This window comes from Aeromonas sp. AE23HZ002T15 (assembly GCF_054165525.2).
Genome location: NZ_CM201342.1, coordinates 622144 through 637456, shown reverse-complemented (window position 1 = coordinate 637456; position 15313 = coordinate 622144). Strand labels below are relative to the sequence as shown.

At 40.3% G+C, this 15313-nt stretch carries 14 protein-coding genes; 12 read left to right on the top strand and 2 right to left on the bottom strand.

Annotation, left to right across the window (positions count from 1 at the left end; translation table 11 throughout):
* Positions 1-2 precede the first annotated feature (2 nt).
* The 3 genes from ACT5M9_RS02785 to ACT5M9_RS02775 all read left to right on the top strand — a co-directional run bounded on the left by ACT5M9_RS02785 (position 3) and on the right by ACT5M9_RS02775 (position 3613).
* A complete protein-coding gene (locus ACT5M9_RS02785) occupies positions 3-2306 on the top strand; it encodes a coiled-coil domain-containing protein (RefSeq protein WP_457978136.1) in 2304 nt (767 codons plus the stop codon).
* Between the two features lie 73 nt (positions 2307-2379).
* Positions 2380-3171, top strand: a complete 792-nt coding sequence (locus ACT5M9_RS02780; RefSeq protein ID WP_457978138.1) for a DUF2971 domain-containing protein — start codon at positions 2380-2382, stop codon at positions 3169-3171.
* A gap of 55 nt (positions 3172-3226) precedes the next feature.
* Positions 3227-3613 (top strand): hypothetical protein, encoded by a 387-nt coding sequence (locus ACT5M9_RS02775; RefSeq protein ID WP_457978140.1) that lies wholly within the window; start codon positions 3227-3229, stop codon positions 3611-3613.
* 103 nt (positions 3614-3716) lie between these two features.
* On the opposite strand, the gene ACT5M9_RS02770 is transcribed toward ACT5M9_RS02775, so the two are convergent.
* The gene (locus ACT5M9_RS02770) at positions 3717-4334 is read right to left on the bottom strand and encodes a hypothetical protein (RefSeq protein ID WP_457978142.1); all 618 of its coding nucleotides are present in this window, start codon (positions 4332-4334) and stop codon (positions 3717-3719) included.
* A 638-nt stretch (positions 4335-4972) separates the two neighbouring features.
* On the opposite strand from ACT5M9_RS02770, the gene ACT5M9_RS02765 reads away from it, so the two are divergent.
* From ACT5M9_RS02765 to ACT5M9_RS02745, 5 genes are all read left to right on the top strand, one after another.
* On the top strand, positions 4973-5119 hold the full coding sequence (locus tag ACT5M9_RS02765) for a hypothetical protein (protein WP_457978144.1): 147 nt from the start codon (positions 4973-4975) through the stop codon (positions 5117-5119).
* Positions 5120-5299: 180 nt separating this feature from the next.
* Complete coding sequence (locus ACT5M9_RS02760; protein ID WP_457978145.1) at positions 5300-6703, top strand: DEAD/DEAH box helicase family protein; 1404 nt, start codon at positions 5300-5302, stop codon at positions 6701-6703.
* A 693-nt stretch (positions 6704-7396) separates the two neighbouring features.
* The gene (locus tag ACT5M9_RS02755; RefSeq protein ID WP_457978147.1) at positions 7397-7882 is read left to right on the top strand and encodes a hypothetical protein; all 486 of its coding nucleotides are present in this window, start codon (positions 7397-7399) and stop codon (positions 7880-7882) included.
* Positions 7883-8038: 156 nt separating this feature from the next.
* On the top strand, positions 8039-8509 hold the full coding sequence (locus ACT5M9_RS02750; RefSeq protein ID WP_457978149.1) for an HNH endonuclease: 471 nt from the start codon (positions 8039-8041) through the stop codon (positions 8507-8509).
* Positions 8510-8733: 224 nt separating this feature from the next.
* Positions 8734-9111 carry a hypothetical protein gene (locus ACT5M9_RS02745; RefSeq protein WP_457978150.1) on the top strand — a complete coding sequence of 126 codons (378 nt, stop codon included), beginning with the start codon at positions 8734-8736 and terminating at the stop codon, positions 9109-9111.
* Positions 9112-9160: 49 nt separating this feature from the next.
* Here ACT5M9_RS02745 and ACT5M9_RS02740 read toward each other — a convergent pair whose 3' ends face one another.
* Positions 9161-9931 carry a hypothetical protein gene (locus tag ACT5M9_RS02740; RefSeq protein ID WP_457978151.1) on the bottom strand — a complete coding sequence of 257 codons (771 nt, stop codon included), beginning with the start codon at positions 9929-9931 and terminating at the stop codon, positions 9161-9163.
* A 146-nt stretch (positions 9932-10077) separates the two neighbouring features.
* On the opposite strand from ACT5M9_RS02740, the gene ACT5M9_RS02735 reads away from it, so the two are divergent.
* From ACT5M9_RS02735 to ACT5M9_RS02720, 4 genes are read left to right on the top strand one after another with little or no spacing between them, the layout of a single operon-like run.
* Complete coding sequence (locus ACT5M9_RS02735; protein ID WP_457978152.1) at positions 10078-10650, top strand: hypothetical protein; 573 nt, start codon at positions 10078-10080, stop codon at positions 10648-10650.
* Positions 10650-11186, top strand: coding sequence for a hypothetical protein (locus ACT5M9_RS02730; protein ID WP_457978154.1), 537 nt, complete (start codon positions 10650-10652; stop codon positions 11184-11186). Before ACT5M9_RS02735 ends, ACT5M9_RS02730 begins: the two co-directional genes overlap by 1 nt.
* Positions 11186-11602, top strand: coding sequence for a hypothetical protein (locus ACT5M9_RS02725; protein ID WP_457978156.1), 417 nt, complete (start codon positions 11186-11188; stop codon positions 11600-11602). Before ACT5M9_RS02730 ends, ACT5M9_RS02725 begins: the two co-directional genes overlap by 1 nt.
* 54 nt (positions 11603-11656) lie before the next feature.
* Positions 11657-15313, top strand: coding sequence for a phage tail tip fiber protein (locus tag ACT5M9_RS02720; RefSeq protein ID WP_457978157.1), 3657 nt, complete (start codon positions 11657-11659; stop codon positions 15311-15313).

Here is a 15313-nt window from a genome sequence, read left to right as displayed (position 1 = left end):
ACATGGCAGGTGTGAATATAGTACTGTCAGCCAATACACAGAAATACTTACAGGATCTAGAGAATGCTAAGAAACAATCCAACAGTAAGTTTAATGACATGGGCAAGCAGGCACAGGCATTTGGTAACAACATCAACAGTGCATTCCAATCCCCATCAGGGGCCATTCAAGGGCTTCTAGGGCGTCTGGGGCCTGTTGGGATGGCTTTAGGTGGGGTAACACTGGCTCTTGGTGGAATGACCACAGCGGCCCTCACAGCAGGCAATGCAGTGATGCAGACACAGGCACAGATGGAGAGGTTAACTAAGCTATCTGGTTTGTCTGCAACTGAGATGAACAAGCAAGCCATTGCTGCAAAGAACATGGGCATTGAGGTTGATCAACTTGCTGACATCATGAAGGACGTTAACGAGAAGACAGGTGAGTTTCTTAGTACCAATGGGGGAGGGTTCCAAGACTACCTAGATACAATTGAGGGCAAACTAAAACGTAGTAAGGAAGATTTCCGTGGTTTAGGTGCCATGGAAGTACTACGTAAGGTACAGGCAGATCTAGATGCCGTTGGGGCGAATGCTCAACAACAAACTTTCGTCCTTGAGGGCATTGCATCTGAGGCATCAAAGTTAGGTCCATTACTACAGATGAATGAGCAAGACATTGAGAGGATGTTAACGGGGTATGCAACCCAACGAGCAGAACTATCCCAAGGCACAATTGATGATATTAAGCGAACACAAAATAACATTGATGTACTACAACAGAACTTCAATGCTGCACTAACTGAGTCCTTCTCAGAACTGATTGCTCTACTTGGTAAGGTAACAAAAGCTGCATCTGAATTTCTTGGTGAACGTGCTGATAACGCAAGACGAAGTAATATTAGTGAATCATATCGAAGTGGTGATTTCCAAGTTGGAAAGAACAACTCCAAGGATTTTCTAGATGCAGCAGAACAGATTAAGAAAGACATTCTTGCAGATAGTTATAGTAAACCTCAGAAGGGAACAACTGTTGCTGATCGTGCTGCACCAGCTCTTGCATTACTAGATCAACAAATTGCCAAGGCCAAGGAATTCCAACGTATTACTGAGGAAACAACAAAAGCCCAGAACCAACGAGGTACTGCGGGTGTTGGTGGCGATGCAGAGAAACAAGCCAAGGCGGTATCTGATGCAGCCAAGTTAAGACAGCAGGCTCTAAGAAGCTTAGCCAGTACTGAACAGGAAATTGCAAAGTACGCCTATACTCAACAATTATCTCAGTTAGATGAATATCTCAAACAAGGTGCTCTAACCAGAGATGAGTACAACCAAGCAACTCTAATTGCTGAGCAGTCATACCAAGACAAACTACTTGAGATTGATAAGAAGACCCAAGCCGAGAAAGCAAAGGTTGCCAAGGAAGCACATGCATCCAGAATGGCAGATATTAATGCTCTCAAGGAATTCAGTACTACTCAGGAAGACATTGCAAACCAAGAACTACTAGCCCAACGTGCTCAAGTTGAGGAATCATTTAGGCTAGACCAAGAACGTGGATCCAATTCAGTACTATCTGAGCAAGATAAGAATAACAAGTTGGCTGCAATAGATCGTGAGTTCAAGTCTCAGGAAATTGAGAGACAGAATGAACACATGAATTCCAAGGAAGAGGCCGCACTCATTCAGGCAGAGGCAGAGAGGGAGTTTCTACGTTATCAATATGAGAATCAGATTATTGATAAACAAGAGTTCGATAAACAAGTCATCCAGTCAGATGAGAATGTAGCTATCGCTCGCCGTGATTTGGCTATGGCACAGTTAGGTACTATCTCAGAACTGTTTAAGAATTCAGCCCAATTAGCAGCAGAGGGATCCAAGAAACAGAAAGTACTATTTGCAATGGAAAAGGCAAGTACTATTGCATCCCTTGGCCTAAACATGTGGGAAGCATGGGGTAAGGAAACAGAGCCTGGATGGGCAGGTATGGCAAAGAAAGCTGCAATACTGGCTCAATATGGTGGGGCAATTGTATCTGCTGGGGCTGTAACTCTAGGTCAGTTCCACTCAGGTAGTGATGAAGTCTCTAGTACTGGCAGCTATCTGATAAGTGCCGGTGAGAGAATTATTCAGCCGGAGGCAAACAGAGATCTAACTAGATATCTTGCAGATAAGAACAACTCAGGTACAGGCATCACCATTAACTCAGATCTAGTTGTTCAGGGTGATACAACTATCTCAGATGATAAATTCACAAACATGTTAGCTCAACACCGAGACAGTCTATTGCAGTTCACTAATCTAGCAAAACGTGAAAGCGGTACTTGATGGAATACTCTTTTTCTTATCAGCACAATGAGGTAGTATCCATACAGGACACATGCTAATTCACGGTGCTGATATGATGGATGTTGATAACGATAAAGAGTTTTTCAGGTACAAATATCTTCCTTTCGGATTTGATAAATTAAGCCTCAATGTGATAAAAGAGGGCACTATTAAGTTTACTTGTCCTAAAGACTTCAATGATCCTTTTGATTGCCAGCCAGTATCTACAGTTATTGATGATGTTAAAAATAGCCCTTTGTATAAAAGAAATATGCCTGACTTAAAACTTCCACCTGCAAAGAGATTAGCCCTGGAAAATAGAATGGCCACAGTTATTAGAAACCATATAAGCTCTGGGAAAATGCAGGAGGAAGTAATGGAAATTGTAGGGGTCCTATCATTAAGTAAGACGTATAACAACATCTTGATGTGGTCTCATTATGCAGAATATCATAAAGGTTTTGTTGTTGGGTTTAGATATGAAATGAAGGAGTTGATAGATACTAACTCGCCATCGGAATTGCCTGTTCTTCCTGTTGATTATTCGAATAAAAGGAAAGAATTTAATTATTTTGTTGATGAGGATGGATATGACATTGTTGGGGCTCTTTTAACTAAAAGCAAGGATTGGAAATATGAAGAAGAAGTACGAGTTTTAGATCTAGTACGTGGCCCTGGCATACATGATTATGATCGCTCAAGGCGTCTACACTGTGTAATAGCTGGGGCTAAGATAGACCAAGAAAACTTAAATTTACTGAAAAGTGCAGTAAAACAGGCATCTAATGAAATTGGTAGAAAAATTCATTTTTATCAAGCAAAGCTTTCAAATAAACATTTTTCTATTGAAATACATCAGGGTTGATATTTTAATTTCCGCTGAGACTATAAATAAATAATAGCAATAAAGGAAATTGAAAATGGCAGTAAAACAAGCGGAATATAACATCGATATCTATAGGGGAGACTCATCTATCATTGAACTCCGATTCAGTGATACCGATAACCAAACAGGTGCAGAAACCCCAAGTGATCTAAGTACTATCACAGTAGCCGCTCAGGTGCGTTATGACGCTGATCAGCCCGAAGTATGGTTAGACCTACAGCCAGTGATTGCAGATGCAGCCAATGGTCTTGTACGCATTACCATCGCGGCATCTAAGAGTGCTAGTACTGTTCCACCAACGGATAGTGCAGCTCCGGTAACTGGACGATGGGATTTACAGTTCACAGACAAGACCAACCCAGAGATTAAATTTACGCCGATTACAGGGAGCGTGACGGTGAGGAAGGATATCACTCGTTAGTGCAGCAGTGAGAGATAACAAATGTTAAGTACAAGAAAGGGGCCATCAAGGCCCCTTCTTTTTTTACGTTTTGACTCAGTGTGTTGTTTGTTATTTGTACTGATTAGGCGGCGGTGTACTTATAGCCTTGGAAAGTCTCGCGGAACTCTTCAATGCTCATTGTGGTAACAAGCAGATCTTTCCGAGTCTTAGATTTAGTATCCTTGGCATATGACAAGAATGCTTTCAGTGATGCATTGTCAGCAGGGGCAGGGCCCTTCAAGCCGATCTCTACTGTGTCTGGCTGGCTATGTTCGTTCATGTACCAGATTTTGACCTTAGCTGCTGCTTCCTTAGTCGCACTGGACTTAGACCCGCGAGCTTTAAGTACAGGGACATCAATACCCAGTGCCTTAAGGATCTCTTCTTGGGGCAGGTCGCCCAGAATGTCCTTGATAGAGTCGATCTTTGCTTGCTTGTCCAGTTCATCCAGACGCTTGATCACCGCAGCAGCAATTGCGGAAAGCTCTTTATAACGGTTCAGAAGGTTATCTTCTGGGGTCTTTTTGGTGGTGGTCTTGCCGTTTTTTTCTTCTTCTATCAGGAACTGATGTTGGAGAGCCTTGGGTTTATTGCTGTTAAAAAAGACGTCATTCAGAAGTTCAAGGCATATGTCTTGATCAAGTTTGCTGATCTCTTCAATCTTTTGATCAAGGTTTTTGTGGTTTGCAGGTGGGTTCATGATTCATATCCTTGTCAGTACAGATGTGGAAGATTGTCTTACGGAACCCACAGTAACTACTACTAAAAGAATGATCAAGATATTTCTACAAACATATGTACTTTTCTATGTTGTATCTACGAGTTTGTAAGATACCTCTCAAACCTTGTTCTTTTTGCCCTGTATCTACCTCTATAGATACTGCCAAAAACCTTATTGTTTTTTAAAGTAATCATTAGAGCAAATATGTAAAAATAAAGTAATTCATCGTTTGATTCGGAGTATTTCGGGTGGCATTATGACTACACACAAAGAGAAGGGCAGCAGGACAGGGGTTGCACTCGTTCTACCTGGACAGACATTCATTAGTTAATGTAATCATGCCCATTAAAATTTTTCATGAAAAAACGCCCTCATTTGAGCAGTTTTGCTAATTCATTTTGATAAATAAAAGTGATGGGAATGAGTAAAAATAAAACTCCACCATCTATAATAGAAATATCCTCCAAAAAGATAGAGAGTGAATTTTCAGGTTCGTGACATTGCCTGTTTTCCTTCTTCACTCTCACCAAAACTAGTTTAGTTTTATAGCCCCTGTGCAATGCAGGGGTAATTTTCATTCTGAAAAATAGGAGGGTTGTCGGGCATAAGGAAGCAATATGACAACTAAGAAAATCAGGCGGGCCGATGTTCGTCTCACACCTGCACAACAGGCATACCTTGAGAAGCAAGTACTAGATGGTAAGGCAAAGACAGTATCTGATGCAGTACAGCAACTCATCAACAAAGCAATGATTGGCCTGTAATCACTAAACAACAGGCACAAAAAAGGGCAGCCTAAGCTACCCAATGTTGTGTACAAAGTACCATAAATCAAAACCAACAATGTATTTATGGTTTTCATGTACACGTAAGTAAACATAAACAAGAGGTAATGAGAAAGGGTGCAGGAAGCACACCTGAGTTACAGTAGTAAGGAAACTATAATGATGAAATTAGGATATAACAGTGGAAGTTGTGGAAGTGGCAAGACCTCAGCAGTATTCAAGATAATCAATGAAGTTCTAAAGATTAAACAACATAACTTCATAATTGTTCAAGGTACAAAGATACTCATTAACAGTTCAGTGAAGACATTGCAAACAGTATATGGTATCTCAGCAACTGCAATATACAGTACTGGATTACCTGATGATAACGTGATGGATAGAGTTACTGAATACATCAAAGCACCAACAAGTAATGTTTTGTTCATCACCGACAAGATATTTTGGAGAATTAACCCATCAGTACTAAAGAACTTTAGTGTGTATGTGGATGATGTAACAACATCTCTTGAATTTGATAAAATCAATGATATGAGTCCATACCTCAAGCAATCAGCAAGATATGAAGTCTTTGATGATATCACTAGTTTCAATGGTTCAGATGAGTATGTAACTGCAACATCAAAAGAACAAGATGGTGATATACTTATTGAAGTGAGGAAGAAATTCAAAGTAACAGAACAAAATGATAAGTTCTTTATGAATCGCTCATGGTTCGATGATGAGAAGGTTGATCAATTACGTATCCTTGCCTATAAGGATCTAACTAAGTATCTAGGTCTAGATATCACGTTCATGGCAAATGATTTTGAGAATACTCTAATCTATCTTGCCAACAAGGATATCTTTGAGGAAGTAGAACTAGAACTAAGAGAAAGGAAAGTACAATTCCAAGATAGAATCACTGTTAAGTGCTTCAGTAAATCAAAGTTAACAACCTCATGGAAGAACAAGAACCAAGATAAACTAAAGGCAGTGTATGACTATCTAAACAAAGAACTGAATGGAAAGAAGTTCTATTGGACAAACAACAAGAAGGATGGTGATCAGTACACACTAGTTGGTGATTACATCAGCCCAAATAGTAGAGGGCTAAATGAATACCAAGATTACAGTGCATGTGTATGGCTTGCATGTATGCATCCTGATGACTCAGAGATAAAGAGTCTTGAATACCTTTTTGGAATTACTCGGGAACAAGTACTACAAGCACGAGAATATGAAATGCTTCACCAGTTCATAATGCGTGGGTGTGTTCGTAAGTATGATAGTACTGATGAACAAGTTATCTATGTCTTTGATGAACGACAAGCAAAGAGTCTTGTTGCAAATCCAGAGTACATTGATATTGGGATTGATGATGATGTTGTTGTGAAGAAGAACGGAAGACCACCTAAAGCGAATGCATTAGATGCAAATAGGAGAAAACAAGTAAGTAGATGTTTAAAAACTAATCCATCGCTACCTGAGTTTTTGAAGTGGATGAATGATATTAGTGCAACTGCAATAGAGAGAGGTGAGCTAATGAAGAGGTTTGAGAAGAAGAAAAACAAGGGCACGTAGTAGTGCCTTTTCTTGAAATACCCAATGCGACAGACACCATTATGGATATCCTTGGTAAAGATCCAAAGTGTCACAAAAAGGGGTATATAATATTATAAAGGGGTTTTTGTGACATTTTTAGAGATGTGAAAATCACCCTTGTGCAGTATTGATTGTACTTTTAGTACTTTTAGTACTTTTAGTACTTTGATAGTTCCATGAGTAGTACCTTAGCGAGTGCTTCCACAGCCGAGCGACCCTATGACTTATGAGCGAAGCGAGTTAGTCATCCAACAAGCAAGGCGTAGCCGAAGTGCGGGAGCTACTCCACAAAGCGGATCGCCCAGTTAACTATTAGGAAGTAGTGAATCACTTATACAGTATTCATTACTTGTATCCACATATTGAATATCGAGATATCGCATTCGCTCTATCTCTCTAGTTCTCAGCAATCCGAGCAAGTCGGATTACTTCAAACACAAACTTTGTTTGTCGTTAATTGTAGATCACTTAAATTATGATCCAAAAGATAGAGTGATTCACAATGGTGTCTGTCGCATATACATAAGTACTAACAAATTTAAAAAGAGCAACTAGTTGCGAAAAGCAGTAAGTGAACTGCTTGCAGGAACGAAACGGCTTGAGAGTTTAAGGACGAGTTCGCGAGTCCTTAAACTTGTAAATCTATAAACAAAACTATAAGGAAAACATACTATGAAAAAAGAACAACAGTCTAAAACACCTGCTCCCCAAAATGATTGTAATTACGATGTTCATTGTAGTGATTGTAATAACACATTCATTGCCAGCGGAAAGCAACTAAGTAGTGGTGTTGTTGAGTGCTCACACTGTACACCATCAGAGGATACCTATAAGCCAAAGAAGATGGGAAGGCTTATGAACTTGCATCTTATGAGTAAGTACAAGTACGCAACTCAAGAACAAAACAAAGCATTTATTGGAATGATAACTAGTGATCCAAGTTACAAGCATCTCAATAAGTTTTCTTTAACATATGTTTTGGATAAAAATAACTTCATTCTTATTGCCATGTCGAAGAAAACTATTGAGGTGATTGAGTTCTCGCGTATAGGTCAAGAGCAAACTTGTTCTTGTGTATGTGGAGAGTGGGCAGCAAACATCAGTACTGTTCTGTACCACAACAAGTCTAACTTAGAGCACTTCAAATCTAATCACTAAAAATAATTTTCAAAAACAACCGCTATTTCGGCACGTTTAGAGAACCTAAACACTAAATACATATGTAGAGAACAAGGACTGTTCTCTTTTCAAAAACCTCAATTAGGAAACCCTAGTTACATAAGAGCCAGCTACAACATACAAGGATGTATAACTATGAAAGCTACAATCGTTATCAACGGAATAAAAACTAACTATACCATCGACAAGAACACTCAGGAGGTTCAGAACATCACAACAGGCTTAGTCCTAAAGCAGAACTACACCAATAACGGGTATCTAAAAGTCACGCTATGTCTTCCAAACAAAGAGCAACACACGATCAGTGTTCATCGTTTGATGGCTATGCACTTTATTCCAAAACCTGATGATAGTAATAACTACGTCGTCGACCATAAGAACGGAATAAAAACTGATAACAGTTATTCAAACCTTCAGTGGATAACGCAGTCCCAGAATTGTCAGAAAGCTAATCGTCCTTCTAACTACACACGCTTAGATTCTGATTTAAAGGATAAGTTAGACGAGCTGTATCAATCCGGCAGTAAAGGTAAAGAACTATCAGAGCAGTACGGTATTCCTCTAAGCACCATCTACGGGATCTGTAACCGTAAGAAAAGTAATTAATATCAACTATAAGGAAAAACTAAAATGTCAAAAACTATAATACTACTATCTGCACTTCTACTTAGTGCCTGTAGCCCAGAACCCAAACAACCCTATGAGTGCTTCAACCTCGATAAGCAAGAATCAGAATGGCGTTGCACCTTCAATGGGGAGCCCATCAGCGAAGGTGAACAGCACACTATGAACCTCAACATCAAGAACGGCATGAAGGGACGGGCAGCTGAATGAAGACTTTAGAAATTCATGTGGTATTCAACTGCCTCAATGGGACAACTGAGCTAAGCCGCTCCAGCAGCATAGACGGCATCAAGAGACCAGATCAGCCCTATACAGTGCAGCTTATACGCCTTCTCTTTGAGGGCGGCTACATGTTCCAGGTAGACGACGAGCTGACCGTGATCCAGTTAGGGGACTTCAAGATCACATACCGCAATGATGAAACTGACAATTTGGTGATCCATGGTGACGGGAAGAATCCAGAACCAGCAGGGTATGAGGGGGATGTGATGACTTTACTACAGGAATATGAGTGTCCAATTAGTACCGATGACCTGATCAAGATGCGTACAGCATACACAAGGCTAATGCTTACACTCTCATAATGATCAATAAAGGTAGCCCTGAACCTAAACATTCAGGGCATTTCTATTTCTACTGTAAGAAATAAAGGATCTGATATTTAAATAAAAACGATAGTAAAGACAGGCACGCTATGAAGTATGGTAATGATATATCTAGATACTCAGGTCGTCTAAAGATTGAATTTTTTTGGTATTCAAACTCTATCTTTAATAATTCGAGAAAATCTTTTCTAGTCCAGCACTCATAGAAATCATTTAAGTTGATATCTTCTATTGTTATTTCGTATCCATTGTTGCAATCATATGTTATCCCTCTTTTCAAAATCCCTTTCATTACATATTTTGGTTCAATTTTTTCCCTTTCGAAAGAATAACCGTCAATGCTATTTGAGCATGAATGCCCCTTGAGTTTACTAAGCAAGCCATGAGGTATGTAATCACTGGTATTGTCATCATCAAAATAATATGTGAACACCCTTCTGTCTTTCATCATTGCGTTAGCCCAAACATCATATAGATAAGAATGATATTTGAAAGCGAACGAGTAGTACCTAATAATTAGAACAATCACACCAAAGAACACCATCCAACCAAATGCAGCAGAATTTGAGAAATCAATTTTGAATATGAAGGTATTGGCTTCTTTGAGTTGTGCGTCTGATAGGCTCATTGCCATTAACAAAACACTTATTGCAATCAATTGCTTTCTTTTAGACTGGAATTCACTATCTTTTTTCATTTGGCTTGTTATTGATTCTTCATCTTCTTCTTTTAGTGATTCTTTCATTTCTTCTGTTAGCAATTTTATCATTTTTTCTGTTAGTGAATCTTTCTGTTCCATCCTGCCCCCCTGCCGACAATAGCCATATTTGAGAAATATTATCATATGTAGATAGTGAACTGTACCAGATTTGACACCCCAAATCTGGGGGCCTTTTTGTTCCCAGTAAATACCTACATACAAAAATAATAATTATAGGTATCACAATGGAAACAATCAGTATAAACAACTGGCGAATATCAGATGTTGAGATAACTCACAATACACCTGTTTTCTACTCAGAAAGTATCAATATGAAGGGTAACAGTATTGGCACGGGTCTTCATCGTATTGAGGGGAAGTTCACCATCACTGTTGCAGATGCACAGGAAATGAAAAGACTACAGGCAGCACTACTAAACATCAGAGGGCAACTAAACCCCTTCATGCTAGATCTTGGATCAGACAATGGATGGTTTAACCCCTTCACTGTTCCCAATGCCACAAACATTCTAAACAGTTCTCAAGTACTCATTGGTAGTACATCAATGGAACTTAACAGTAATCAAATCCCTGTCGGGAGCTACTTCACTTTCCCAAATGACACAAAGGTATACATGGTTACTGCTGCATCTGGAAATAATTACAACTTCTTCCCCGCAGCAAGATTCACTGTTACAGCAACATCAAGAATTAACTTCACCAATCCTCAATTGAAAGTCCGTCTTGAGGGGAACTCATTCACCATGAAGCAGGGCAGGGCAGAATCAATCACATTAAGCTTTAAGGAAGTACTCTAATGAATATAGCAAGTACAGTATCAATCGACCTAAGATCAATCCCAGAGGTAAACCAGATAGTACGATGGACAACTGCACCAATAGATCTAGAAGACACAAACGGTGATCTCTATCTCTCCATGGGATCCATGCTGTCAATCAGCAAGACAACAATCGAAAATACAATCAAAGCACAACCTCTAACTTTAGTACTGACTGGACTAGATCCCTCAATACTAAATGTAATGAATGCAATCAACGTTCAGCGTGTGAGAGTAGAGATACGCAGAGTATTCTTTGATGACAGCAGCAACAACATTCAATCCAAGGAAACATACTGGAAAGGGTGGGGTACTCATCCCGAACAGAATGTGGGTTATCAAGAAAACAATATGTTCGTTACCTTGTCTATGTCTTGCTACTCAATCTTTGATATGTCAGGGAAACAAGAACTCATGAGAGCTAATAACCAGACTCATAAGTTTCACAATCCCACTGATGACTTTTTCAAGTACGCAAACGTGGATATGAAAGATGATGCAATGTGGAAACGATAATGGATATAGAAGAACTAATAAGCAAATACAGGGGCCACCAAAGAGCCCCAAGCACTCTATGCTGCTTCACAATGCTTTTGGAATGGGTTGATACCCCAGAATCACAGGATGGCTTAGAACGCATTGCAGGACGTTTTAAGACGGTTAGGGGAGCAGTGAGAGTACTGCCCGAGATACTACAAGCTCCAGACCTAAATGCATACATGGAACGTAATGGCATTGAACTACTCAATCACAACTTCATGCAAGATGGAGATCTGTTAGTACTTGATGGTACTCACTCATATCTCTTCTATTGCGGTTATCTCTTCGGTGTTACTGGCGGTGAGAATGAGATATTTGGATTCGCTCCATTCATAGATGTGAAGATACACGAGCATAAATCAGCTCAGGCATATAGACGTAAACAAAAATAATAGAGGGGAGCGGGAAGCAACCCATAACATAAGAATAATAAAAAGGAATTAAAAATGGCAGCAGCAGCGATTATCACCTCAGTCATATCTATTGTGGCATCAGCGGTATCACTTGCAATATCACTCAGTGCAAAACAACCATCAACAGACATGCCAGATAGTGGCGTGGGGATTGATCGTCGTGGTCAAGATAACCCAATGCTTGTACCTTTTGGTAAATGCTTAGTGCCACTTGCTCAGGTATACAACAACACAAATAACACAAATACTAAGTACTTAACTCAACTATTCAGTGCTGGCATTGGTGAGGTTAAATCAATACAACAGATATACATCAATGGTGTTCCATTCTTCCCTGTTGTTCGTGATCAAGCCATTGGATGGCATCAACAAGGTATTAGTGCTGAGTACCCCAATGTCTCAGTGGGACTAAAGAAAGGTAAGACCACCGAAACCAATATGTTCCAACCAATCATAGATAACTCGGATGGAGAGATCACGGCATCATTCCGTGGTGATGGTATCTGTTCTGTGTCAGTACTGGCTGAACGTTGGATCAACACAAGAGGTGATAATGACATTCGTTTTATGGGTGATAAGAACAGATGGGAAATGCTCGTTGAGGGTAATGCAGTTATTGATCCCAGAACAGATCCTAACTGTCATGGTCGAGATAACAAGGCACTCAGAACATGGGGAACATCATTTAGAAACCCCGGCTGTGTGATCCTCACATACTTACTAGATACGTACTATGGCCTTTCATACCTTCCAGAAGACATAGATATAACCAGTTTCATTCTGTTGTGCAATTGGTGTGATCAGCAGGCTCTGTACTTTGATGGCTTCATTAACCAAGAAAGTACTAAGGGTGAGATAATGGAACAGTTCGCCAATACATTTGGTGGTGTTCTCTATTTGGAATCAGGACTACTAAGAGCAAGAGTACTAGATAAATCACCTGCTGTTGCATCACTCAATGAACTAAACATGTTATCTGAGGTGAAAGTACTAAACAGTGGTGCATCTGATTATTGCAATACCATTAAGGTTGAATATCTAAACATCAACTCAAACTACAGCCAAGACCAATATGTAATACCACAAAATGGAAAGACAGATCCCACAATTGCCAAAGACGGATTTATAAAAGAAAAAGTACTAAAACTTCCATATCTCGCAGATGGTCTAAATGGTAACTACGATCAAGTACAGTTCTTTGCTAACAGAGCAATGAAAACTGCTCAACTAGTGAAGAAGTCAATTAGTTTCAAGATTGATAATACTCAAACAAAACTAAAACTTGGTGATGTGGTCAATATCTCCAATGTTATGTTTAACATGGTCAATAAACCATTTCGAGTTATCAGTATCAAATCATCTATGGACGACAAGATATTGGTATCTGAGATTGAGTGCTCTGAGTACATTGAGGAAGTCTATAACAGGGGTTCGTATGTGCCTGGGGGTAGTAGTGGTTCCTTGCCGGATCCATCCCTAATCATCTCTCCCCCAAGTAATCTCATCTTCACTCAGAACACAGGCACAGTACAGGGTAATGGAATACTCAAATGGACAGCAGTGTATCAGGGTGAGCAACGTAATGAGGTTCAATACAAGAAGTCTGCCAGTACTGAGTGGGTAGATTACCAAACTGTTGCAGGTGAGCAGGTAACGGTGGTGAATCTAGAGACGGGAACACGGTATGATTTTCGGGTCATGTGCTGGGCGAGTATCGGTGCAAGTCGCTGGACTGAGTTACTTAACGTTCAAATTGCCCGTGTGGTGAATCTCCCAGCCGTCACAGGTCTTGTTGCAGACTTCACAGGCCGTGATGCCATCATCACATGGAACGCCATCAAAGGCCCCATAGATGCCTCTGGAAACCCAGTACAGGGATACACAGACCTATCCCAGCTAGTGAGTTACTATCAAGTACAGATTGCACACAACACAGTATCAAACGTCAAGAGTACACACATAGTTACTGATCCAACTTTCGTATACACCCTAGATAGAAACAGACAAGATGGACTATCACGTAATGTATTCGCCATCATACACCCTGTATCGATTTTTGGGGACGTTGGAGCAGTTGCCAATACCAATGCATACAATGAACCAATGTCGCAGCCTGCGGCTGTTGAGGTACGTTCTCAGCTAGTTAATCTCACTGTGCAATGGTTGAACCCAAGTGATCAGATTTCTGACTATGATGCAACAGATCTATGGGTAACTGAGTTCAAAACAAATCCCCCAACATCTGCAAACTATCTTGCATCCAGTACTGTTGGATGGTGGACTCAAGTACTTGGTGGTACTGCACCAAAAGAGGGATGGATATGGGTTGCACATCGAGATGTATACGGTCATCCATCGTCAGGGGCAGTACTATCAGCCCCGATCTATTACAAAGAGTCCAGCATTGATGATCTTCTAACAGATAGCCCACGTTTCGATGAGATTGAGCAGAACCTAGCAGAAGTTAATCAGGAATTGGCAACTCAAGGTGGTGAGATAACCACTCTCCAAAATCGAGTATCTCTCACTGAGACTGGCATCACTGAAAACAAAACTCTCATTGAGACAACCAACACTAAGTTGGCACAACTAGATACAAAGGTTGAGGCACAGGGTGTTGTCATTACTGACCAGACACAAGCTATTAGCCAAGTAGATGGGAAGGTGAATGCCCTACGTACAATCAAGTTAGATGTGAATGGTAAGGTATCGGGTCTCCAATTAGGCAATGATGGAACCACCAGTACTGTTGATTTCTTAACAGATGTTTTCAGAGTTAGTACAGGTACAAATTCCCAAGCAGTATTCGAGATCAGAAATGGAAACACAATGATTAAGAATGCCTTGATTGGAAACCTAACTGCTACTCAGATCCAAGCAGGGTCAATCACTGGTAATGAAATCTCAGCACTGTCTCTAATCCGGGTGGGAAGCGGGGCCAGCTCGGCCAGCCTATCAGGTCAAGGTGATTGGAGGATATACAGTGGTGGTACTGATCCCGCCTCAGCTCCATTTAGAGTTCACAGTAATGGATATCTCCATGCCCAGAATGCCAATATAGTTGGAACAATAACAGCCACATCAGGAAGTTTTACAGGTACAATCAATGCTCAGGGTGGTTCATTTACAAATGCTGTTTGGTGTGGTGGTAACTACATCAGTGGTCATCCAAGCCATTTCTTCTTATCGAGTCCCAACTTTAAGGTTGATCAATCTGGAAACCTAACAGCAGTGAATGCAACCATTCGTGGAGTTTTGAGTTCAGCAGATCTCAGAGGCGACATTTACAGGAAGGGTTACTTCAACCAGGGAACATCTGGAAACACTATTTTAAATGGTGGAACAGAACATGAGTTCTTTAGGCTTAGTGTTGGTAGTCAAGAGTTTGCACAGAAGATAACCCTAAACAACGTGGAAGTTCCATTTAAAGTTTATGACAACCCCGGAAAATATGATGTTTATTATCAAATAGAGGGGCAGGGCGGAGTTTGGTATACACAAGCAAACGGCCCATCTGGAACATCAGTTGGTTCAATCAGTAACTTCTTTGTGACAATACCGGCTGGTGCAACATGGGTTCGCTTCTATGTATATCTTCACAATAAATGCTCAAAGATTAGAGCTGGCGGTTTATGTATTGCCGAGACAATGAAAGCAGAGACTAATGCACTTGGTTTCTCAGCACCATAA